The sequence below is a fragment of the Cryobacterium sp. MP_M3 genome (assembly GCF_015752155.1).
Classification (GTDB): Bacteria; Actinomycetota; Actinomycetes; order Actinomycetales; family Microbacteriaceae; genus Cryobacterium.
Genome location: NZ_JADOVI010000015.1, coordinates 51,791 through 74,466, shown reverse-complemented (window position 1 = coordinate 74,466; position 22,676 = coordinate 51,791). Strand labels below are relative to the sequence as shown.

Genomic DNA, 22,676 nt, shown 5'->3' with positions numbered 1-22,676 from the left:
AAGCTTGGTTTCCGTGACCCCCGCCGAGCTTTCCGAATCCCTGTTCGCCCTGATCCAGCAGTTGGGCGAGCGCCGACGCCAGTCGGGAAGCGAAACCACTCTCGATCTGACCCCCGCCGACGTCACCCTCGAGCGCCCGCGCAACCGCGACCACGGCGACTGGTCCTCCAGCATTGCGATGAAGATCGCCAAGCCGCTCGGCTCCACGCCCCGGGAGATCGCCGCGCAACTCGCCGAGGGCCTGGAGGCCCTCCCCGACGTCGCCTCCGTCGAAATCGCCGGCCCCGGTTTCATCAACATCCGCCTCGAGGCCGCCGCCGCCGGCGCGCTCGCCAAGACCATCGTCGACGCCGGACCGGTCTACGGCAGCGGCCACCTCTACGATGGCATCAAGATCAACCTCGAGTTCGTCTCCGCCAACCCCACCGGCCCGATCCACATGGGCGGGGTGCGCTGGGCGGCCGTCGGCGACAGCCTAGCCCGGGTGCTCAAGGCCGAGGGCGCGGATGTCACGCGCGAGTACTACTTCAATGACCACGGCTCGCAGATCGACCGGTTCGCCCGCAGCGTGCTGGCCGCCTACCTCGGCGAGCCCACCCCGGAAGACGGCTACGGCGGTGCCTATATCGGAGACATCGCCGACCAGGTCGTCGCGAAGTTCGACGGAGACCTCGCCACGCTGCCCCGGGACGAGCAGCAGGAGGTCTTCCGCCAGATCGGCGTCGACCTCATGTTCACTGAGATCAAGGAGAAGCTGCACGGCTTCGGCGTGGACTTCGACGTGTACTTCCACGAGGATTCCCTGCACGAGTCCGGCGCCGTCAACCGCGCCATCGCCCGCCTCCGCGAGCAGGGCCACATCTTCGAATCGGACGGCGCCATCTGGCTGCGCACGACCACGTTCGGCGACGACCGCGACCGGGTCATCATCCGCTCCAACGGCGAACCCGCCTACATCTCCGGCGACCTCGGCTACTACCTCGACAAACGCGAACGCGGCTTCGACCAGAACCTGATCATGCTCGGCGCCGACCACCACGGCTACGTCGGCCGGATGATGGCCATGGTCGAGGCGTTCGGCGACGTGCCCGGCGTCAACCTGCAGATCCTGATCGGGCAGATGGTCAACCTGCTCAAGGGCGGCGAACCGGTGCGGATGAGCAAGCGCGCCGGCACCATCGTGACCCTCGACGACCTCGTCGACGCCGTCGGCGTGGACGCCGGTCGCTACTCCCTCGTGCGCTCCAGCAGCGACTCGCAGCTGGACATCGACCTCGACCTGCTCGGCAAGCGCACCAACGAGAACCCCGTCTTCTACGTGCAGTACGCGCACGCCCGCACCCGCTCTGTGGCCCGCAACGCCGTGGCCGCCGGCGTCGACCGCTCGGCGTTCTCGCCGGAGCTGCTCACGCACGACAGCGAGTCGGCCCTGCTCGGGGTCCTCCAGGAGTACCCGCGGGTCGTCGCCCAGGCCGCCGAGCTGCGGGAGCCCCACCGCATCGCCCGCTACATCGAAGAGGTCGCCGGCTACTACCACCGCTGGTACGACAACTGCCGGGTCATCCCGCTCGGCGACGAACCGGTGACCGACCTGCACCGCACCCGGCTGTGGCTGAACGACGCCACCGGCCAGGTCATCCGCAACGGCCTCGGCCTGCTCGGCGTGTCCGCCCCGGAGCGCATGTGATGGCGGACCGGGCGGCACGAACCCGCCGTCGCCGCGGGATGAGCGCGATCGTCATCGGCAGCCTCACGGTGCTGGGGCTGATCGCCGCGTTCTTCATCGTCGACGCGGGAGCCCGCAGCTACGCCGAGGGGCGGGTCAAGCAGGAGATCGCCGACAACCTCCCCGACACCGTCACCGGTGACGTGAGCGTCTCCATCGGCGGCATCTCGGTGATCGCCCAGTACCTGTCCGGCAGTTTCGACCGGGTCGCACTGACCGCGCCGGCCCTCTCCGTCGACGGCGTGGCGGCATCCGTCCGGGTCGTGGCCACGCAGGTTCCGGTCGACCAGGGCAAGCCCGTCGGCGACGTTCGCGGCGTCGTCGACCTGGACCAGGCTGCGCTGAACACCCTGCTGCGCAGCTCGCTGGCCGCGGATGCCCCCGACGCCAAACTCGTGCTGGGTGACGGGGAGGTGCGCTACGCCGGCAGCCTTTCCGTGCTGGGGTTCCCCATCGGCTATGAGGCCACCGCCACCCCGACCGCCGTCGCCGACTCGCTGCTCTTCGCGCCGAAAAGCGCGAAGGTCACCACCGGCTCCGGAAGCGTCGACGCGGGCGAGCTTCTGCCGCTGATCGTCGGCCAGAAGCCGGTCAGGGTGTGCGTGGCGAAGTACCTCCCGGAGGGCGTCAGCCTGGCCGGGGTGAACGTCACGCCTGAGCGGGCACGGATCACGCTCGAGTCCAGCAGCCTGCTGCTCACCCGCAAGTCGCTCACCACGCTCGGCACCTGCAACGCCGGCTGAGCCGCCGGCAGCGGTGAATCGCGGCGTAACACCGATTCGGCGCATCCAGCCGCGGTCGCTAGAATTGCCGCAGGTCCCCGCTCTCCCCGCGGCGGCATCTTCACTGGCTTCAGGGACCAACCCGGGTTCGCTCGCCACTCAGTGAGACACCCACTCGACTTTCCCGTGAGGTTTTCACCCGTGGCCACCAACCCGCTCGCCCCCGACTGGCTCGGCCTGCCCGACGACGCCAACGCGCTCGCCGCCGGCTTCTGGCCTGCCTCGGCCACCCGCGACGACGCCGGCGAACTCGTCATCGGCGGCTGCGGCGCCGGCTCCCTGGCCGCGCGGTTCGGCACCCCGCTCTATGTCGTCGACGAGACGGATGCCCGCACCCGCGCGGCCGGGCTCCGCGCCGCCTTCGAGTCCGAGTTCGCCCGCATCGGCACCAGCGTGCGCATCTACTACGCGGGCAAGGCGTTCCTCTCCACCGAGTTCGCCCGCTGGATGGTCGCCGAGGGCTTGAACATCGACATCTGCAGCGGCGGCGAACTCGCCGTGGCGCTCGCGGCCGGCACCCCGCCGCACCGGCTCGGCTTCCACGGCAACAACAAGTCCCTCGCGGAGATCGACGACGCCTGCCGGCTCGGCGTCGGCACCATCGTGATCGACTCGCCGCTCGAGATCGGCCGGGTCGCCGAAGCCGCCGCCCGGCACGGCGTCGTGCAGGCCGTGCGCCTCCGGGTCAACAGCGGAGTGCACGCGCACACCCACGAGTTCCTCGCCACCTCCCACGAAGACCAGAAATTCGGCGTCGTGCTCGAGGACGCCCCCGCACTGGTCGCCCGCATCCGCGCGGAGGCGAGCCTGCGCTTCGTCGGACTGCACTGCCACATCGGCTCGCAGATCTTCGGCGCGGACGGTTTCGCCGAGTCCGCGTCCCGACTGCTGGCCGTGCACGCCGCCCTGCTCGCCGGCGGCCCGGTGCCCGAACTCAACCTCGGCGGCGGCTTCGGGATCGCCTACACCTCCGCCGACCGGCCCACCCCCGTCGCCGAGCTCGCTGCCCGCCTGGCCGACATCGTCGCCGCGGAGTGCGCCGAGCGCGGCATCCCCGTGCCGGTGATCGCGTTCGAGCCCGGCCGCTACATCGCCGGCCCGGCCGGGATCACCCTCTACGAGGTGGGCACCACCAAGGCGGTCGACGTGTCGGGGAACCCCCGCCTCTACGTGAGCGTCGACGGCGGGATGAGCGACAACGCCCGTTTCGCCCTCTACGGCGCCGACTACTCCGTGCGGCTGGCCGCCCGGGCCTCCGCCGCGGAACCGGTGCTCGTGCGCATCGCCGGCAAGCACTGCGAAAGCGGCGACATCGTCGTCGACGCCGACTACCTCCCCGGCGACGTCGCGCCGGGCGACCTCGTCGCCGTGGCCGCGACCGGGGCCTACTGCTGGTCGCTGGCCAGCAACTACAACTTCGTCGGCCGCCCGGCTGTGGTCGCCGTGCGCGACGGCGAGGCGCGGCTGCTGGTGCGCGGCGAGACCATCGCCGACCTGCTGGCGCGCGATGCCGGGGTCTCGACCAACGATCAACCGAAGGAATCCGTCCGATGATCGAATACCGCAATCTGCGCGTCGCCCTGCTGGGTGGCGGCTCCGTCGGCGCCCAGGTGGCTCGCCTCCTGCTCGAACAGAAGGAGGAACTCGCCAACCGGGTGGGCGCGAGCCTCGAACTGGTCGGCATCCTCGTGCGCGACCTCGACGCGGAGCGCACCGTCGACCTGCCGCGCGAACTGTTCACCACCGACGCCGAGTCACTGATCCTCGGCGCCGACGTCGTGATCGAGCTGATGGGCGGCCTCGAGCCGGCGCGCAGCTACATCCTGATGGCGATCAATTCCGGCGCGGATGTCGTCACCGCCAATAAGGCGCTGCTGGCCACGCACGGCCCCGAACTGTTCGCGGCCGCCGACCAGGTCGGCGCCCAGCTGAACTATGAGGCCGCCGTCGCCGGCGCCATCCCGATCGTGCGCCCGCTGCGGGACAGCCTCGGCGGCGACCAGGTCAAGCGCATCCTCGGCATCGTGAACGGCACCACCAACTTCATCCTGGACCGGATGGACACCGAGGGCGACACCCTGGAGGAAGCTCTCCGGCTCGCCACCGACCTCGGCTACGCCGAAGCCGACCCGACCGCCGACATCGGCGGCTACGACGCGGCGCAGAAGGCTGCCATCCTGGCCAGCCTGGCGTTCCACACCAACGTCCCGCTCGAATCCGTGTACCGCGAGGGGATCACCGCCGTCACCCCCGCGCAGATCGAATCCGCACGGAAGGCCGGCTACGTCGTGAAACTGCTCGCGATCTGCGAGCGGCTCGTCGACGCCGCGACCGGCAAGGAAGGCGTCTCCGCCCGGGTCTACCCGGCGATGGTGAACCGCAGCCACCCGCTCGCCGCGGTGCACGGCGCCAACAACGCGGTCTTCGTCGAGGCGGAGGCCGCCGGCAGCCTGATGTTCTACGGGGCTGGCGCCGGGGGAGTGGAGACGGCCTCCGCAGTGCTCGGCGACCTCGTCTCGCTGGCCAGGCGGCACATCGCCGGCGGGCCGGGGGTCGCCGCGTCCAGTCACGCCGACCTGCCCGTGTTCCCGATCGACAGCATCACCACCCGGTATGCGGTCACCCTCGAGGTCACCGACGAGCCCGGAGTGCTCGCCACGCTCGCCGGGGTGTTCAGCGACCACGGCGTCTCGCTCGCCCTGGTCGAGCAGTCCATGACGCCGGCCCAGCCGGGCACGGCCAGTCACGCGCCCGTGTCGTCCACCGCTACCCTTGTCATCGGAACGCACGAGGCGACGGAAGCGGCACTCGCCGCCACCGTGAGAGATCTCGCCGAGAACAAATTCGTCACCAATGTCGCATCCGTTTTGAGAGTTGAAGGAGTCTGATGTCCAGCGAACGAGAGTCCCTGACGCAGCCGGCCGTGAAGACACAGTCCCGGCAGTGGCGCGGAGTGCTGCGTGAATACGCCGACCGCCTGAACATCACGGATGCCACGCCCATCATCACGCTCGGCGAGGGTGGCACCCCGCTCATCCCCGCCCCCGCGCTGTCTGCCCGCACGGGCGCGCAGGTCTGGGTGAAGTACGAAGGCATGAACCCCACCGGCTCCTTCAAAGACCGCGGCATGACCATGGCCATCTCGAAGGCCATGGAGGACGGCGCCAAGGCCGTCATCTGCGCGTCCACCGGCAACACCTCCGCCTCGGCCGCCGCCTATGCGACCCACGCCGGCATCCAGGCCGTCGTGCTCGTGCCGGAGGGCAAGATCGCCATGGGCAAGCTCAGCCAGGCCATCGCGCACAACGCGCAGCTGCTGCAGGTGCAGGGCAACTTCGACGACTGCCTCGACATCGCCCGCGACCTGTCGGCGAACTACCCGGTGCACCTGGTGAACTCGGTCAACCCCGACCGCATCGAGGGCCAGAAGACGGCGGCGTTCGAGGTCGTCGAGGTGCTCGGCGACGCCCCCGACATCCACATCGTCCCGGTCGGCAACGCCGGCAACTACACCGCGTACACCCGCGGGTACACGGAAGAGCTCGAGCGGGGCGCCACCACAAGGATGCCCCGGATGTTCGGCTTCCAGGCCGCCGGCAGCGCCCCGATCGTGCTCGGCCACCGGGTCGACCACCCCGAGACCATCGCCAGCGCGATCCGGATCGGCAACCCGGCGTCGTGGGACCTCGCCCTCGCGGCGCAGAAGCTCACCAACGGCTACTTCGGTGCCATCACCGACGAGAAGATCCTCGAGGCCTACCGCATCCTCTCCGCCGAGGTCGGCATCTTCGTCGAGCCGGCCTCCGCGATCAGCGTCGCCGGCCTGCTCGAGCGCGCCGAAGCCGGGCTCATTCCTGCCGGCTCGACCGTCGTGCTCACCGTCACCGGCCACGGCCTGAAGGACCCGCAGTGGGCCCTCCGCACCGCGGACGGCTCCGACGTGAAGCCGACCATCGTGCCCGTCGACACCGCCGAGATCGCCAGCGTGCTCGGGCTGGTCCACAAGTGACCATCGCCGAGGCCGTGTCCGGCCGTTCAGTGCTCGCCGGGCGTTCCGTCACGGTGCAGGTCCCCGCGACGACGGCCAACCTCGGCCCCGGTTTCGACACTCTCGGCCTCGCCCTGGCCCACTACGACCACCTCGACGTCGCCGTTCGCGACGAACCAGGGGTCACGGTCGAGGTTCACGGCGTGGGCGAAGGGGAGGTGCCGACAGACGAGTCCAACCTCGTCGTGCGGGCCATCATCCACACCTTCGCCGCCTACGGTCAGCCGCTTCCCGGCCTCAAGCTCGTCGCGCACAACGTCATCCCGCACGGCCGGGGCATGGGCTCCTCCGGCGCAGCCATCGTCTCCGGCATCATGGCAGCCAAGGGCCTGCTCGAAGGCATCGTCGACATCGACGCCGAGGCGCTCCTCGCCCTCGCCACCGAGATGGAGGGGCACCCGGACAACGTGGCGCCCGCCCTGTTCGGCGGCCTGACAATCGCCTGGATGACGCCCGAAGGCCCCCGGCACAAGAAGCTGATGGTGCACCGAGGCGTGAAGCCGCTCGTCTTCGTGCCTGAGCACGCCATGTCGACCGCGCTCGCCCGCAGCCTACAGCCGGAGTCGGTGCCGCACGAGGATGCCGTCTTCAACGTGTCCCGCTCCGCCCTGCTCATCGCCGCGCTGATCCAGAGCCCCGAGCTGCTCCTGGCCGCGACCGAGGACAAGCTGCACCAGAGCTACCGGGCCGCCGCCATGCCGGAGACCAACCGGTTGATCACGCTGCTCCGGGAGCACGGCTTCGCGGCCGTCGTCTCTGGCGCCGGCCCGTCGATCCTCGTGCTCGCCAGCGACCCCGGCCAGCGGCTCGTCGCCGCCGAACTCGTCGCCGCGGAGTCCGAGACGCCCTGGCAGGCACTCATGCTGGCCGTCGACTTCATGGGCGCCACGGTCACCCGCACCGACGTCTGAGCGGGCCGCCGGGCCGCCGGGCCGCCGTCGAGGCGGCCCGGCCCCGCCAGCGCAGGCCCCGGTGGATGTGCCCCGGGTGGGGGCGTCTTCAGCGGCCGGACGTTCTGCTAGGGTTGATACGTACCCGATGGAACCGTCTAACGAACGGATCCCTTCTCCGGTGCATTCCCTGTAACTCACTGCTATCGCCTCATCTGTGCGTAGCTGTGTGTGTTCACTCCAGTCCGCATCAATGCAGGACTGGACCACCCGCAGCGCGTGAGACGCTGCACACAGCTTCCCTGGCCGACCATTTTCACGCCAGGGGAAAGGACAATTTTTCGTGACTGACGTCAACCTCCGCACTATCGCTGCGGATTCATCGCACCTGGCCACCCTCCGTGTCGCCGAGCTTCAGGCTCTCGCGCTGGAACTGGGCATCCCGGGCGCATCCAAACTACGCAAGGGGGAACTCGTGGAGGCAATCACCGCGGAACAGGTCCGGACCGACTCCACGGGTGACACCGCGGACAGTGCTCCCGCCGCCGCGGCGACCTTCGAGGTTCCGACCATCGAGGCTCCCGGCATCGACACCGTCATCGCCCCCGCCACGGCGCCCCGCAAGCGCGCACCGCGCCGTGCGACCACCGCGACCGCGGCTCCCGCGATCGCCCACGTCAACGCTGACGGCGACCTCGGACTCGGCATCATCCTCCCGGATGCCGCCCCCACCACCCGCAGGACCACGGCCCCGGCCACCTACGCCGGCGCATCCGCCGACGGTTCGACCGTCGAAACCGTCACGCCGGTAGAGAAGCCGGTCCGCCAGGCTCGCAAGCGCGCCACCTCGGTCACCGTGAAGGCAGCGGCAGCCCTCGAGGCCGCCGCGGCCGAGGCGACCGCCGAACTGCCCACCACCCCCGACGCCGAGGCCGACGCGATCGTCGAGCCGACCACCGGACGCTCGCGCCGTGGCAGTGCCCGCGGAAACGCCCGCAACGGCGCCGCCCGCAACAGCATCGACGCGCGCAGCAGCATCGACGCCCGCAACAACGCCGACGCCCAGGCCGACGCGGATGCCGTCACCGCTACGGCGCCGACGTCCGAAGCCCCGGCCGCCGAGACCGAGCCGACGGTCGAGCCCGCCGAGCAGGGTGACGCTGAGCAGGGCGAGCAGGCCGAGCAGCCGCGCCAGGGCCGCAACCGCAACCGCAGCCGCGGCGGCGACCGCAACCAGGGCGGCGACCGCGCCCAGGCCGGTGACGACACCTCGCGTCAGCAGAACCAGCGCCAGGCCGGTCGCAACCAGAACCAGAACCAGAACCAGAACCAGAACCAGAACCAGGACGCCCAAGGCGACCGTGGCCAGGACCGTCAGGCCCAGGACCGCAACCAGGGCCAGGACCGCAACCAGGACCGCAACCAGGGTCAGGACCGTCAGGACCGCAACCAGGACCGCCAGGGTCAGGACCGTCAGGACCGTAACCAGGGCCAGGACCGCAACCAGGACCGTCAGGCCCAGGACCGCCAGAACCAGGACCGCAACCTCGGCCAGGACCGCAATGGGCCGGACGACGACCTCGGCAGCCGCAGCAACCGCAACCGGTTCCGTGACCGCAAGCGTCGCGGCGTCACCGCCGGCGACGACTTCGAGCCGGAGCTGGGCGACGACGATGTGCTGATCCCGGTTGCGGGCATCCTCGACGTCCTCGACAACTACGCCTTCGTTCGTACCTCCGGTTACCTGCCGGGCCCGAGCGACGTGTATGTCTCGCTCGGCCAGGTCAAGAAGTACAACCTGCGCAAGGGTGACGCCGTCGTCGGTTCGATCCGCCAGCCGCACGAGGGTGACCAGAACGGCCGCCAGAAGTACAACGCGATCGTCAAGGTCGACTCGATCAACGGCCTGACCGTTGAAGAAGCCGCCAACCGGGTCGAGTTCCAGAAGCTGACCCCGCTCTACCCGCAGGAGCGCCTCCGCCTCGAGACCGAGCCCGGCAAGCTGACCCAGCGCATCATCGACCTCGTCGCCCCGATCGGCAAGGGCCAGCGCGGCCTGATCGTCGCGCCGCCCAAGGCCGGCAAGACCATCGTCATGCAGCAGATCGCGAACGCCATCGCCACGAACAACCCTGAGGTCCACCTCATGGTCGTGCTGGTCGACGAGCGTCCGGAAGAGGTCACCGACATGCAGCGCACGGTGAAGGGCGAGGTCATCGCCTCCACCTTCGACCGTCCGGCCGAAGACCACACCACGGTCGCCGAACTGGCCATCGAGCGGGCCAAGCGCCTCGTCGAGCTCGGCCACGACGTGGTCGTGCTGCTCGACTCGATCACCCGCCTCGGCCGCGCCTACAACCTGACCGCTCCGCCGTCGGGCCGCATCCTCTCCGGTGGTGTCGACGCCTCGGCGCTCTACCCGCCAAAGCGCTTCTTCGGTGCCGCCCGCAACATCGAGAACGGTGGCTCGCTCACCATCCTCGCGTCGGCGCTCGTCGAGACCGGGTCCAAGATGGACGAGGTCATCTTCGAGGAGTTCAAGGGCACCGGCAACATGGAACTGCGCCTGTCACGCCAGCTGGCCGACAAGCGCATCTTCCCCGCGGTCGATGTGAACGCATCCGGCACCCGGCGTGAAGAAATGCTGATGAGCGCGGACGAGGTCAAGATCACCTGGAAGCTGCGCCGTGCCCTCGCCGGGCTCGAGCAGCAGCAGGCGCTCGAGGTCATCCTCGGCCGCCTCAAGGAGACGTCCTCCAACGTCGAGTTCCTGATGCAGGTCCAGAAGTCGATGCCGACCCTGAACGGGTCAGACAAGGACAAGTAATGTTCGAGTCTGTTCTGACTCTGCAGGCCGAATTCGACGAGCTGCAGTCCGAACTGGCCGACCCGGAGTTGCACTCCAACCCGGCCCGTTCGAAGAAGGTCAACCGGCGCTACGCCGAGCTCAGCCGCATCATCGCGGCCTGGAACGAGTGGAAAGAGATCGGCGACAACCTCGAGGCCGCTCGCGAGCTGGCCGATGAAGACGCCGACTTCGCCGCAGAGATCCCCGGGTTGACGGAACAGCTGGAAGCCGCAGCCGAAAAGCTGCGCCGTCTGCTGATCCCGCGCGACCCGCTCGACGCCCGCGACGTGATCATGGAGATCAAGATGGGGGAGGGCGGAGCAGAATCCGCACTGTTCGCCGCCGACCTGCTCCGGATGTACCTGCACTACGCCGAGTCGAAAAAGTGGAAAACCGAGATCATCGAGCAGACCACGAGCGACCTCGGCGGGATCAAGGACATCCAGCTCGCGATCAAGGGGTCGTCCAGCGACCCCGCGGAAGGCGTCTGGGCGCACCTGAAATACGAGGGTGGCGTGCACCGCGTTCAGCGGGTGCCGGCGACCGAGTCGCAAGGACGCATCCACACCTCGGCGGCCGGCGTGCTGGTCTTCCCCGAGGTGGACGAGCCCGAAGAGGTCGAGATCAACGCCAACGACCTCAAGATCGACGTGTACCGGTCCAGCGGACCCGGCGGCCAGTCGGTCAACACGACCGACTCCGCCGTGCGGATCACCCACCTTCCGACCGGCATCGTCGTGGCCATGCAGAACGAGAAGAGCCAGCTTCAGAACAAGGAAGCCGGCATGCGCGTTCTGCGTGCTCGCGTCCTCGCCCGCCAGCAGGAAGAGATCGATGCGGCGGCGTCTCTCGTGCGCAAGGGCCAGATCCGCACCATGGACCGGTCGGAGCGCATCCGCACGTACAACTTCCCGGAGAACCGGATCGCGGACCACCGCACCGGTTACAAGGCCTACAACCTGGACACCGTCATGAACGGCGCCCTCGACGCCGTGATCGATTCCTGCATCACCGCCGACGAGGCGACTCGTCTGGCCGAGATCGGCGACCACGACTGACCACCCCTCCAGATCGACCTTTCCGGTCGAGGCCGCCCGTTCCGCGGGTCGGCCTCGACCGGAACGGCGTATCTCGGCGAGGGTGCCACCCGTTCGCCGAACTCCCGGTGAACTCCGCGCACCGGCGTTGACTGCGTCGCGAGGGCAGCGCAGGGTGGACTGAGGCGCCCGGGTGCCGCACGACCGGCCGCCGGCCGATCGGCGGAGTCGGGCGAGACCAGGAGCCGGCCCATGCGCGCAGTCGCGAAGATCGAAACCACGAATCCTCGTACGACGAAGCTGGGGATGGCTTTCGCCGGCCTCGTCGTCTCCGTCGTCAGCGTCGTCGGAATCAGCGCCCCGGCCTACGCGGTCACCAAGGTGTCCCAGGCATCCGCGGAGTCGCAGTTCCGGGCGGCCGGAGTGACCTGGAGCTCGAGCGGAAATTGCTCGACGCGGTCGAACTCCACCTGCACCTCGTTCGACCAGGTCAACCAGAGTTCCGTGTCGGGCATCGTCACGCTCCGCAACGCGAGCGGGTGCGCGATCAACATCACCGGGGGAACCGAGGTGGGGCACGCGTCCGGCACCTACAGCCACTACAACGGCTACAAGATCGACATCTCCCACAACAACTGCAACAACGCGTACATCACCGGGTCATTCACCCGGATCGCCGACCGCGGCGACGGCGCTCCCCAATACCAGGCGGCCTCCGGGAACATCTACGCCGACGAGGGCAGCCACTGGGACATCACCTACTTCGGCTGAGTTCTCAGGCGTCGCCGAGCAGGTCCGGGTGGTGGATCGCCGCGACATCCGGATGCGCGCGGAGGCGGCTCTTCAACGCGTTCTCCCCGTAGGTCGTGAAGATCGGGTTCTCGGGGTCGACGGTGATCCCCGGCGCCTGCAGTGACTCTGGCAGGGCAAGCAGAGGGATCGTCGCGTCGAGGGCCGGCCCGAAGAAGAACGGGATCGAGATACGGTCGTCGCCGATGAGCGGCGAGATCACCCGGTGCACGGTGGCCTTGAGGTAACCGTCGGTGGCCACCTCGAGCAGCTCGCCGATGTTCACCACGAATGCGCCGTCGAGCGGGGGAGCGTCGATCCAGCCCGAATCTTTTTCGACCTGCAGGCCGCCCTTGCCCGGCTCGACGAAGAGGAGCGTCAGCACACCCGAATCCTTGTGCGCGCCCACCCCCTGTCTCGGCGTCGGGTCGGACTTGCCCGGGTAGCGCACGATCTTGATCAGCGTGAACGGCTTCTCCGCGAACGCCGCGTCGAAGACGTGCTCGTCGGCGCCGAGCGAGAGCGCCCACGCCCGCATCAGGCGCAGCGCGACGGCGTTGAGTTCCTCCCGCCACAGGGTCATCACCTCGCGCAGCTCGGGCAGGGCGGCCGGCCACTGGTTGGGGCCCTCGAGGCGGAGGTAGTCTGCCCCGCCCGTGGTCTGGGGGCGCTCGGGGCCGATGTCGATCTGCTCGCGCCAGTCGACCGTGCCCTGGGTGAGTTCGCCGCCCACCCGGGTGTAGCCGCGGAATTGCGGGCTCTGCAGGTTCTCGATCGCCGTCTTGTCGGCCTCGGGCAGGTCGAAGAACGCGCGCGCCGTGCGCATCACCCGTTCGACCAGGTCCGCCGGCACGCCGTGGCCGGTGAGGTAGAAGAAGCCGTACTCGTGCGTCGCCTCGCGCAGGTCGCTGCGAAAGCGCTCCGCCTCCGCCTCGCTCCCATCCAGGCGGGACAGGTCGAGCACGGGCAGCCCGGGGGAAACGGGTGAGGTGGCGGATTCGGAGATCATGGTGTCAGCATCCTTCGTGTGGAGCGGTGGAGCGGTGGAGCGGTGGAGCGGTGGAGCGGTGGAGCGGTGGAGCGCCGGTGACCTCAGTCGTCGGTGAGGGGGAGCCCGCGGGCGGCTTCGATCGTTTCCGCCTTGACCGGCTGGATCACCGCGGGGATCCCGAGGAGCAGCGACTTGGCCGGGGCATCCTTCGTGACGACGGCGTTGGCGCCGATCGTGCTCCAGGCCCCGATCGTGACCGGTCCGAGGATCTTCGCGCCGGCACCGACGGTCACGCCGTCCCGCAGGGTCGGATGCCGCTTCTCGCCGCGCACCACCCCGTGCCGGGTCTTCCCGCCGAGGGTGACGCCGTGGTAGAGCATGACGTCGTCGCCGATCTCGGCCGTCTCCCCGATCACGACGCCCATGCCGTGGTCGATGAACAGGCGCCGGCCGATCGTGGCGCCCGGGTGAATCTCAATCCCCGTCAGGAACCGGGTGAACTGGGACACCAGCCGGGCCGGCAGTCGGAGGCCGGCGCTCCAGAGGCGGTGTGAGAGCCGGTACGACCAGACCGCGTGCAGGCCGCTGTAGGCGAGGAAGACTTCGGTATTGCTGCGCGCGGCCGGGTCGTGGGCGCGCGCCATCGCGATGTCCTCGCGGATGGTGGAAAAGACGCCCATTTCGGCTTCGGCCTGCCCTGTTCCCCGGCCTAGTCCAGCAGGTCTTCGTAGAGCACGGTAGAGAGGTAGCGTTCGCCGAAGCTCGGCATGATGGCCACGATGACCTTGCCGGCGTTCTCCGGTCGCTTCGCCTGCTCGATCGCGGCCCAGACCGCGGATCCGCCCGAGATGCCCGAGAGGATGCCCTCATCGGTGGCGAGGCTGCGCGCGGTGGCGAGGGAGTCGGCGAGGGTCACATCCGTCACCTCGTCGTAGACGTGGGTGTCGAGGATCGCAGGCACGAAGTTCGGCCCGATGCCCTGGATCTTGTGCGGGCCCGGCTTGCCGCCCGTGAGGATGGGGGAGTCGATCGGTTCGACCGCGATCACCCGCACGGAGCTCTTGCGCTCCTTGAGCAACTGGCCGGCACCCGTGATGGTTCCGCCGGTGCCGATGCCCGCGACGAGGATGTCGACGGCGCCGTCGGTGTCGTCCCAGATCTCCACGCCGGTGGTCGCACGGTGGATGGCAGGGTTGGCGGGGTTGTCGAACTGGCGGGCGAGCACGGCGCCGGGCGTGTTCGCGGCGATCTCCTCCGCCTTCGTGACCGCGCCGCGCATTCCCTCGGCGCCCGGGGTCAGCACAATCTCGGCGCCGTAGGCGCGCAGTAGCAGGCGGCGTTCCTTGCTCATGGTGTCCGGCATGGCCAGGATGACCTTGTAGCCGCGGGCCGCGCCGACCATGGCGAGGGCGATGCCGGTGTTGCCGCTGGTGCCTTCGACGATGGTCCCGCCGGGGGTGAGTTCTCCCGAGGCTTCGGCGGCGTCGACGATCGCGATGCCGATCCGGTCCTTCACACTGCCGGAGGGGTTGTAGAACTCCAGCTTCACCAGCACGGTCGCGTCCAGGCCCGCGGTGAGGCGGTTCAGTTTGACCAGCGGAGTCCCGCCAACAGCAGCGGTGATGTCGGAGTAGATCTGTGCGGGCATCGGGGAGCCTTTCAATCGGGGTCTGGGACCTCGCCTAGCCTACGGCCACGGCATTGGGCGTGCGAGTGCATTACATTCCAAAGAGTGACAACACCGCCGAGCGACCATTCCATTCCATCAACCGTCGACGAAATCCGAGATCGGGCGATCGAAACGCTCGGCCGGGCCGGCATCGGCGACCCGGAGGTCGATGCCGACCTGCTGATCGGGCATGTGCTCGGGCAGAGCCGCGGCCAGGTGCAGGCCGCCGGCATCCTGCGCTCCGGACTGGCCGAGACGGATGCCGCCGCCATCCTCGAGCTCGTGCGGCGCCGGGCGCTCCGCGAACCCCTCCAGCACATCACCGGCCGGGCGCCGTTCCGCGGGATCGAGCTGCTGGTCGGTCCCGGGGTCTTCGTGCCCCGGCCGGAGACCGAGCAGGTGGCCCAGTTCGCGATCGATGCGCTGCGGGCGATGCCCGACCCGGAGCCGATCGCGGTGGACCTCGGCACCGGCAGCGGTGCCATCGCGCTGGCCATGGCCGTCGAGGTGCCCCACTCGCGGGTCTTCGCGGTGGAGAACTCGCCGGAGGCGTTCCCGTGGACCACCCGCAATTTCGCCCAGGTCGGTGCCGGCAACGCCACCCTCGTCTTCGGCGACCTGGCCGACGCCTTCACCGAACTCGACGGCGCGGTGGCCGTGGTCATCTCAAACCCGCCCTACATCCCGGCGGACGCGATCCCGCGCGACCCGGAGGTGCGGCTCTTCGACCCGGCCCATGCCCTGTTCGGCGGGCCGGACGGCCTCGACGTGGTGCGGCACGTCTCCCGCACGGCGCTGCGCCTGCTCCGCCCCGGCGGGGTGCTCGTGATCGAGCACGGTGAGCTGCAGGGGGCGGAGATCCGGGCCCTTCTCAGCGCCGACGGCTGGCGTTCCCCGGCCACCCACCGCGATTACACGACGCGCGACCGCGCGACCACCGCCGTCGCCCCCGCCAGGGCCTAGGACCGCCGGCCGGGAGGGCTCGGGAAGACCACCCAGCCTCCGGCAAGTCGCCTGCACTAGAATCGGACCCCAATGACACGCATCTACGACTGCTCGGTCGACACTGAATACGCGGCCGGCATGAGACTCGCACGCTCGGCCATCGGTCGCGGCGCGCTCGTCGTCATCCCCACCGACACGGTCTACGGCGTCGCGGCGGACGCCTTCAGCCCCGAGGCGGTGCAGCGCCTGCTCGACGCCAAGGGCCGCGACCGCACGTCGCCGCCGCCCGTGCTCATCCCCGGCATCCCCACCCTCGACGCGCTGGCCCAGGACGTGCCCCCGCCGGTGCGTGACCTCGTGGCCGCCTTCTGGCCGGGCGGCCTCACCGTGGTGCTCAACGCCCAGCCGTCGCTGGTCTGGGACCTCGGCGACACGAGGGGCACCGTGGCCCTGCGGATGCCGCGCAACAAGATCGCGCTCGACCTTCTGTCCGAGACCGGCCCGCTGGCCGTCTCCTCCGCCAACTCCAGCGGACTCCCCTCGGCGATCGACGCGATCGGCGCGGAGGACATGCTCGGCTCCAGCGTCGCCGTCTACCTCGACGGGGGAGTGGCCGGCATCGACTACGAGCCGATCGGCGACCGCCCCGGCGACACCTCGTCGACGATCGTCGACGCCACCCGGTTCGCCACGAACGGCGGCAAGCTCGTCATCGTGCGCAGCGGCGTGATCTCCCGGGACGCCATCGCCGGCGTCATCGGCGACGCCCTCGCGCCGGTCGGTTTCGTCTCCGAGGCACCCGAGCCCGAGTCCGAGCGCGGGCCCGACGCAGAGCCGCAGGCGGCAGAACCGGCAGAACCCGGGACCACCGACACCGTGACGGATGCCGGCCGACCATGACCATATTCGTCATCCTGGCGTTCGTCTCCGCCATCGTCACCTTCGGCTGCTCGTTCGTCGTGCTCAGGCTCAGCCACCGCTACCGGCTCTACCCGAAGATCCGGGAACGTGACGTGCACACCCGGCCGACGCCCCGGCTGGGCGGGATCGCCATCTTCTTCGGCGTGTTCGCGGCCTTCGGCGTCTCCTACCTGATCGCCGGTCAGTTCGCCCCGCTCCGGCTGATCTTCTCCGACCCGGAGCAGATCCTCGCGATCCTCGGCGCGGCCCTCCTGATCGTGCTGCTCGGCGTGGCCGACGACATCTGGGACCTGGACTGGATGACCAAACTGGCCGGGCAGTTCATCGCCGCCGGCCTGGTCGCCTGGCAGGGCGTGCAGGTGCTGTCGCTGCCGATCGGCGGGCTCACGGTCGGGTCGTCGTGGATGTCGATCCTGATCACGGTGATCGCGATCGTGATTGTGATGAACATGATCAACTTCATCGACGGCCTCGACGGCCTGGTCGCCGGGGTCGCCCTCATCGCCAATGGCGTGTTCTTCCTCTACAGCTACCTGCTCGTGCGCGACACCTCCCCGAGCAACTACTTCAACCTGGCCTCGCTGATCGCGGCCATCCTCGTGGGTGCCTGCGTCGGCTTCCTGCCGCTGAACTGGCGCCCGGCGAAGCTCTTCATGGGCGATGCCGGTGCGCTCCTGGTCGGGCTCCTGATGGCGACCTCGGCGATCGCCATCACCGGCCAGGTCGACCCGACCGCCGTGAACCGGTCCCAGCTGTTCCCCGCGTTCATCCCGATCATCCTGCCGGTCGCGATCCTGATCATCCCGCTGCTCGACTTCGGGCTGGCCGTGTTCCGCCGGGTTCGGGCGGGCAAGTCGCCCTTCAGCGCCGACCGCAAGCACCTGCACCACCGACTGCTGGACATGGGGCACTCGCACCTGCACGCCGTGCTGATCTTCTACGGCTGGACTGCCGCCGCCGCCATCGGCTGCCTGCTCTACTTCGTGCTGCCTGTCTACTTCGGCCTGCCCACCTGGTATGCCACCATCTTCCTGGTGGCCGCGCTGATCGTCTGCGCGCTGGTCACGCTCGCGCCGCTGAGCCGCCGAAAGGCCGTCGAGGCGGCCAGCCAGCTCGCCCGCCCGATCGACCAACCCGACATCGCCCGGCTCGACCCTCTCGACGAGGCGTCGGTCACGGCAGAGGAGAACGCATGAGCATCACGCCGCCCCGATCCACCCAGCCGACCTCGGTCCCCGTGTTCCGGCGGATCCTCGTGCTCGGCGGTTTCCTCGCCGGCGGCATCGGCGTGGTCGGGGCCGTGGTCGGCGGCCTGGTCGCCGGCGGCACGGGAGTCGTGAGCGCGCTCATCGGCACCGCGATGGCCGTGGTCTTCATGGGAATCACGGCAGGGAGCATCCTGCTCGCCAACCGCTTCGCCGGCAGCCAGGGGGCCGTCGGCGCGTTCTTCGCCATCGTCCTCGGTGGCTGGCTGGTGAAGTTCGTCGTCTTCCTCGTGCTCGTCGTGCTGCTCAAGGACCAGCCGTGGATCGCTCCCGTGGTGCTGTTCCTCAGCATCATCGCGGGGGTGATCGGTTCCCTCGCCGTCGACGCGATCGTGGTGCTGAAGAGCCGGATGAGCTATGCCAGCGACGTGACCCTGCCGGCCGCGTCCACCGAGGACTGAAATGTGCCGCCACGATTAGCCCGCCGGCCCCATTCCTTGGTAGGGTAATGACCGGTTCGCCCCGCGTTGCTCGTGCCTTCGTGCTGGGCAGCCCAGCCCACCATTCGTCATCGCGAGAGCAGAGCTCCCCGCCCCGAACCAGGAGAAAGCGCTGCTAGAAACCGCCGTAAGCCTGATGCTCCCGTCTGCCACCGGTGACGGTGAGTTCCACGGTCCGTCGATCAACGAATTCTTCCCTGAAGCTGTTCTGTTCGCGGGTTCCCCCTTCGAAATCAACCGCATCATGCTCATCCGCTTCCTCGCGGTGGCCGTGCTGCTCCTCGTCTTCTGGCTCGGCACCCGCCGGATGACGGTCATCCCGACCCGATTCCAGAGCATCGTCGAACTGGGCCTCAACTTCGCCCGGGTCAACATTGCCGAGGACATCCTCGGCAAGAAGGACGGCAAGCGTTTCCTGCCGCTGATCACGACGATCTTCTTCATGGTGCTGTTCATGAACATCACCGGCCCGCTGCCGTTCCTCAACATCGCCGGGACCAGCGTGATCGGCGTGCCGCTCGTGCTGGCCGTCATCGCCTACGTCGCGTTCATCTACGCCGGCGTCAAGAAGAACCCGGGCAACTTCTTCCGCAACGCCCTGTTCCCCCCAGGCGTGCCCCCGTTCCTGTACATCATCGTGACCCCGATCGAGTTCATCTCGACGTTCCTGGTCCGCCCGGTCACGCTGACGCTGCGACTGCTGATGAACATGATCGTCGGACACCTCCTCCTGGTGCTCTTCTTCAGCGCCACCCAGTTCTTCTTCTTCACCGCAGACGGCGGCTTCAAGCTCTTCGGAGCCGGCACCCTTGTCTTCGGGTTCGCGTTCACGCTCTTCGAAGTGCTGATCGCCCTCCTCCAGGCTTACATTTTCGCTCTGCTCACCGCTGTCTACATCCAGCTCGCGCTGGCTGAGGAACACTAAACCCGAATTCGGCACTCGCTGTTTTTGGCACTACGGAAGGAAACATACGTGGACGCAACATCCGTTCTCGCGGCAATCAACGGAAACATCGCGACCGTCGGTTATGGCCTCGCGGCCATCGGCCCGGCAATCGGCGTCGGCATCGTCGTCGGCAAGACCATCGAGGGCGTTGCTCGTCAGCCCGAACTGGCCGGCCAGCTCCAGGTCCTGATGTACATCGGTATCGCTTTCACCGAGGCGCTCGCCTTCATCGGTATCGCGACCTACTTCATCTTCGTTTAGTCCTCTTTTCTCTCTAGTCAGGAGGCACGATGTTTAACGCAGTGATTGCAGCTGCAGCGGAGACCGAGACGCGCAACCCGCTTCTCCCGGAGCTCTACGACATAATCTGGTCCGGTCTGATCTTCGTCGTGATTCTGTTCTTCTTCTGGAAGCTCGTTCTTCCGAGGATGCAGAAACTCCTCGACGAGCGCGCCGAAGCCATCGAAGGCAACATCGCCAAGGCAGACGACGCGCAGCGAAAGGCTGAAGCCGCTCTCGAGCAGTACACGGCCCAGCTTGCCGACGCTCGCGCCGAGGCCGGCAAGATCCGTGAGGTCGCCCGTGCGGACGGCCAGAAGATCGTCGCAGAGCACCGCGAACAGGCCGTTGCCGAAGCCGCCCGCGTCACCGCGAGCGCCAAGGTCCAGATCGAAGCAGAGCGTCAGGCGGCCGTCGTGTCCCTGCGTTCCGAAGTCGGTACCCTGGCCATCGACCTCGCGTCGGGTGTCATCGGCGAGAGCCTGACCGACGACGCGAAGGCCAGCGCCATTGTCGACCGTTTCCTGGCCGACCTTGAGGCCTCGGAGAAAGCAGCTAAGTAATGGGAAGCGCCACCAGAGAAGCTTTGGCCTCGTCGCGAGCGGCACTGGCCGCCCACGGCGGCACGGCCGATCTGGCGACCGGGGAAAGCCTGTTGAACGCGGGCCGCGTCATCGGAGAGTCCTCGCAGCTCCTGTCGGCGCTCGTCGACCTGGCAGCGGATGCCGCACCCAAGGCGGCCCTCGTCGCCCAGGTGTTCGGCCCCGCGGTCACGCCTTTCGCACTCGACCTGCTGCAAGCCGTGACCGCGGCGCGCTGGTCCAGTCACACTGACCTGCTCGCCGGGATCGAAGACCTGGGCCTGCGGTGCGCCGCATCCTCGGCCGCCGTCGCCGGAGTGGTCGAGGCCGAACTCTTCTCGTTCGGTGCGACCGTCGCCGCGAACGCGGAACTCGAGCTGGCTCTCGCGAGCAAGCTCGGCGCGCCGCGTGCCAAGGTCGGGCTCGTCGACTCCATCCTCACCGGCAAGGTGACCGACCAGACCCTCGTGATCGTGCGGCACCTCGTGCAGCAGCCGCGCGGACGCCGGATCGGCGAGTTGCTCCGGTACGCGGCATCCGTGGTGGCCGACCAGTCGGGCGCCTCGATCGCGACCGTCACGTCGGCGACTTCGCTGGCGCCGGCCCAGCTCGACCGGCTGCGCACCAACCTGTCCACGCGTTACGGGCGCAAGCTCACGATCAACCTGGTCGTGGACCCGTCGCTCGTCGGCGGGGTGCGCGTGCAGATCGGCGACGATGTCATCGATGGCAGCATCGCCACCCGCCTCAAGGATTTGAGACTCCAGCTTGCCGGCTGACCTACGGTCAACCGGAACGAAAACCTCGAAGCGGCAACGTTTCGTTTCAGACAGAACCTGTACACCCCGTACGGGAAAGGGAAGATGATGGCAGAACTAACGATCAGCCCCGATGAGATCCGCGACGCTCTCCAGGACTTCGTCAAGTCCTACGAGCCGAGCAAGACCGCCACGAACGAGGTTGGCTACGTCACCACGGCCGGCGACGGGATCGCCCACGTCGAGGGTCTTCCCAGCGTGATGGCGAACGAGCTCATCAAGTTCGCCGACGGCACCCTGGGCCTCGCCCTGAACCTCGACGAAGACGAGATCGGCGTCGTCGTTCTCGGCGAGTTCGCCGGAATCGTCGAAGGCATGGAGGTGCACCGCACTGGTGAGGTGCTCTCCGTTCCGATCGGTGACGGTTACCTCGGTCGCGTCGTCGACCCGCTCGGCGCCCCGATCGACGGCCTCGGCCCGATCGCGTCGGAAGGCCGCCGCGCGCTCGAACTGCAGGCTCCCGGGGTCATGGACCGCAAGAGCGTGCACGAGCCGATGCAGACGGGCATCAAGGCCATCGACGCGATGATCCCGATCGGCCGCGGCCAGCGACAGCTGATCATCGGGGACCGCCAGACGGGCAAGACCGCCATCGCGATCGACACGATCATCAACCAGAAGGCCAACTGGGCTTCCGGCGACGTGAACAAGCAGGTTCGCTGCATCTATGTCGCCATCGGTCAGAAGGGTTCCACGATCGCCGCCGTCAAGGGCGCGCTCGAGGACGCCGGAGTCATGGAGTTCACGACGATCGTCGCGTCCCCGGCCTCCGACCCGGCCGGCTTCAAGTACCTCGCCCCGTACACCGGCTCGGCCATCGGCCAGCACTGGATGTACCAGGGCAAGCACGTGCTCGTGGTCTTCGACGACCTGTCCAAGCAGGCCGAGGCCTACCGAGCCGTGTCGCTGCTGCTGCGCCGCCCGCCGGGACGCGAAGCGTACCCCGGCGACGTGTTCTACCTGCACTCCCGCCTGCTCGAGCGTTGCGCCAAGCTGTCCGACGCGCTCGGCGCCGGATCGATGACCGGTCTGCCGATCATCGAGACCAAGGCGAACGACGTCTCGGCGTACATCCCGACCAACGTGATCTCGATCACCGACGGCCAAATCTTCCTCCAGTCCGACCTCTTCAACGCCAACCAGCGCCCCGCCGTCGACGTGGGCATCTCGGTGTCGCGGGTCGGCGGCGACGCCCAGGTCAAGTCGATCAAGAAGGTCTCCGGAACGCTGAAGCTCGAACTGGCGCAGTACCGTTCGCTCGAGGCCTTCGCGATGTTCGCGTCGGACCTGGACGCGACAAGTCGTCGCCAGCTCGCGCGCGGCGCCCGCCTGACCGAACTGCTCAAGCAGCCGCAGTACTCGCCGTACCCGGTCGAAGACCAGGTCGTCTCGATCTGGGCCGGAACGAAGGGTAAGTTCGACGAGGTCCCGGTCGAAGACGTGCTCCGGTTCGAACGCGGCCTGCTCGACCACCTCGGTCGCAGCACCGACGTCCTGAAGACGCTGCGCGAGACGAACGTGCTCGACGACGCCACCGTCGCGACCCTCGAGCTCGAGGTCGACAAGTTCAAGCGCGAATTCCAGACCGGCGAGGGCAAGCCGCTCGCCTCGGTCGGCAAGGAAGAGTTCGAGGCGATTGCCGCCGAAGACGTCAACCAGGAAAAGATCGTGAAGCACCGGCGCTAAGCAGACTGGGGCCCT

General features: G+C 68.6%; 21 protein-coding genes. 18 read left to right on the top strand and 3 right to left on the bottom strand.

Annotation, left to right across the window (positions count from 1 at the left end; genetic code table 11):
- Positions 1–13 precede the first annotated feature (13 nt).
- The 9 genes from argS to IWX89_RS15180 all read left to right on the top strand — a co-directional run bounded on the left by argS (position 14) and on the right by IWX89_RS15180 (position 12,102).
- A complete protein-coding gene (argS, locus tag IWX89_RS15220; RefSeq protein ID WP_196904387.1) occupies positions 14–1,687 on the top strand; it encodes an arginine--tRNA ligase in 1,674 nt (557 codons plus the stop codon).
- A gap of 38 nt (positions 1,688–1,725) precedes the next feature.
- Positions 1,726–2,469: a DUF2993 domain-containing protein gene (locus tag IWX89_RS15215; protein ID WP_196904386.1), complete on the top strand. Its 744-nt coding sequence runs from the start codon at positions 1,726–1,728 to the stop codon at positions 2,467–2,469.
- 180 nt (positions 2,470–2,649) lie between these two features.
- Positions 2,650–4,062, top strand: coding sequence for a diaminopimelate decarboxylase (gene lysA / locus IWX89_RS15210; protein ID WP_196904385.1), 1,413 nt, complete (start codon positions 2,650–2,652; stop codon positions 4,060–4,062).
- Complete coding sequence (locus IWX89_RS15205; RefSeq protein WP_196904384.1) at positions 4,059–5,396, top strand: homoserine dehydrogenase; 1,338 nt, start codon at positions 4,059–4,061, stop codon at positions 5,394–5,396. Before lysA ends, IWX89_RS15205 begins: the two co-directional genes overlap by 4 nt.
- Positions 5,396–6,517 carry a threonine synthase gene (gene thrC / locus IWX89_RS15200; RefSeq protein WP_196904383.1) on the top strand — a complete coding sequence of 374 codons (1,122 nt, stop codon included), beginning with the start codon at positions 5,396–5,398 and terminating at the stop codon, positions 6,515–6,517. The genes IWX89_RS15205 and thrC overlap by 1 nt, the downstream gene beginning before the upstream one ends.
- 2 nt (positions 6,518–6,519) lie before the next feature.
- Positions 6,520–7,467, top strand: a complete 948-nt coding sequence (gene thrB / locus IWX89_RS15195; RefSeq protein WP_307836585.1) for a homoserine kinase — start codon at positions 6,520–6,522, stop codon at positions 7,465–7,467.
- 322 nt (positions 7,468–7,789) lie between these two features.
- Complete coding sequence (rho, locus tag IWX89_RS15190) at positions 7,790–10,273, top strand: transcription termination factor Rho (protein WP_196904382.1); 2,484 nt, start codon at positions 7,790–7,792, stop codon at positions 10,271–10,273.
- Positions 10,273–11,352, top strand: coding sequence for a peptide chain release factor 1 (prfA, locus tag IWX89_RS15185; RefSeq protein ID WP_196904381.1), 1,080 nt, complete (start codon positions 10,273–10,275; stop codon positions 11,350–11,352). The genes rho and prfA overlap by 1 nt, the downstream gene beginning before the upstream one ends.
- A gap of 231 nt (positions 11,353–11,583) precedes the next feature.
- Positions 11,584–12,102 (top strand): hypothetical protein, encoded by a 519-nt coding sequence (locus IWX89_RS15180; RefSeq protein ID WP_231383359.1) that lies wholly within the window; start codon positions 11,584–11,586, stop codon positions 12,100–12,102.
- Between the two features lie 4 nt (positions 12,103–12,106).
- Here IWX89_RS15180 and IWX89_RS15175 read toward each other — a convergent pair whose 3' ends face one another.
- The 3 genes from IWX89_RS15175 to cysK all read right to left on the bottom strand — a co-directional run bounded on the left by IWX89_RS15175 (position 12,107) and on the right by cysK (position 14,759).
- Positions 12,107–13,129: an isopenicillin N synthase family oxygenase gene (locus tag IWX89_RS15175; RefSeq protein WP_196904380.1), complete on the bottom strand. Its 1,023-nt coding sequence runs from the start codon at positions 13,127–13,129 to the stop codon at positions 12,107–12,109.
- 83 nt (positions 13,130–13,212) lie between these two features.
- Positions 13,213–13,791 (bottom strand): serine O-acetyltransferase EpsC, encoded by a 579-nt coding sequence (epsC, locus tag IWX89_RS15170; protein WP_196904379.1) that lies wholly within the window; start codon positions 13,789–13,791, stop codon positions 13,213–13,215.
- A gap of 29 nt (positions 13,792–13,820) precedes the next feature.
- Entirely contained in the window at positions 13,821–14,759 is a 939-nt protein-coding gene (gene cysK, locus IWX89_RS15165; RefSeq protein WP_196904378.1) for a cysteine synthase A, read from the bottom strand.
- Positions 14,760–14,843: 84 nt separating this feature from the next.
- Here cysK and prmC point away from each other — a divergent pair, with 84 nt between their 5' ends.
- The 9 genes from prmC (at position 14,844) to atpA (ending at position 22,661) form a co-directional block, all read left to right on the top strand.
- Positions 14,844–15,743 (top strand): peptide chain release factor N(5)-glutamine methyltransferase, encoded by a 900-nt coding sequence (gene prmC, locus IWX89_RS15160; RefSeq protein ID WP_374220525.1) that lies wholly within the window; start codon positions 14,844–14,846, stop codon positions 15,741–15,743.
- 72 nt (positions 15,744–15,815) lie between these two features.
- Positions 15,816–16,625 carry an L-threonylcarbamoyladenylate synthase gene (locus IWX89_RS15155; protein WP_196904377.1) on the top strand — a complete coding sequence of 270 codons (810 nt, stop codon included), beginning with the start codon at positions 15,816–15,818 and terminating at the stop codon, positions 16,623–16,625.
- On the top strand, positions 16,622–17,842 hold the full coding sequence (locus IWX89_RS15150; protein WP_196904376.1) for an MraY family glycosyltransferase: 1,221 nt from the start codon (positions 16,622–16,624) through the stop codon (positions 17,840–17,842). The genes IWX89_RS15155 and IWX89_RS15150 overlap by 4 nt, the downstream gene beginning before the upstream one ends.
- A complete protein-coding gene (locus IWX89_RS15145; RefSeq protein WP_134510797.1) occupies positions 17,839–18,312 on the top strand; it encodes a hypothetical protein in 474 nt (157 codons plus the stop codon). The genes IWX89_RS15150 and IWX89_RS15145 overlap by 4 nt, the downstream gene beginning before the upstream one ends.
- Before the next feature lie 175 nt (positions 18,313–18,487).
- Positions 18,488–19,276: a F0F1 ATP synthase subunit A gene (gene atpB / locus IWX89_RS15140; RefSeq protein WP_196904375.1), complete on the top strand. Its 789-nt coding sequence runs from the start codon at positions 18,488–18,490 to the stop codon at positions 19,274–19,276.
- A 48-nt stretch (positions 19,277–19,324) separates the two neighbouring features.
- Positions 19,325–19,558: an ATP synthase F0 subunit C gene (gene atpE / locus IWX89_RS15135; protein WP_134510799.1), complete on the top strand. Its 234-nt coding sequence runs from the start codon at positions 19,325–19,327 to the stop codon at positions 19,556–19,558.
- A 29-nt stretch (positions 19,559–19,587) separates the two neighbouring features.
- Positions 19,588–20,139 carry a F0F1 ATP synthase subunit B gene (locus tag IWX89_RS15130; RefSeq protein WP_134538035.1) on the top strand — a complete coding sequence of 184 codons (552 nt, stop codon included), beginning with the start codon at positions 19,588–19,590 and terminating at the stop codon, positions 20,137–20,139.
- A complete protein-coding gene (locus tag IWX89_RS15125; RefSeq protein WP_196904374.1) occupies positions 20,139–20,936 on the top strand; it encodes a F0F1 ATP synthase subunit delta in 798 nt (265 codons plus the stop codon). Before IWX89_RS15130 ends, IWX89_RS15125 begins: the two co-directional genes overlap by 1 nt.
- Positions 20,937–21,023: 87 nt before the next feature.
- The gene (gene atpA, locus IWX89_RS15120) at positions 21,024–22,661 is read left to right on the top strand and encodes a F0F1 ATP synthase subunit alpha (protein ID WP_196904373.1); all 1,638 of its coding nucleotides are present in this window, start codon (positions 21,024–21,026) and stop codon (positions 22,659–22,661) included.
- The last annotated feature ends 15 nt before the right edge of the window (positions 22,662–22,676 follow it).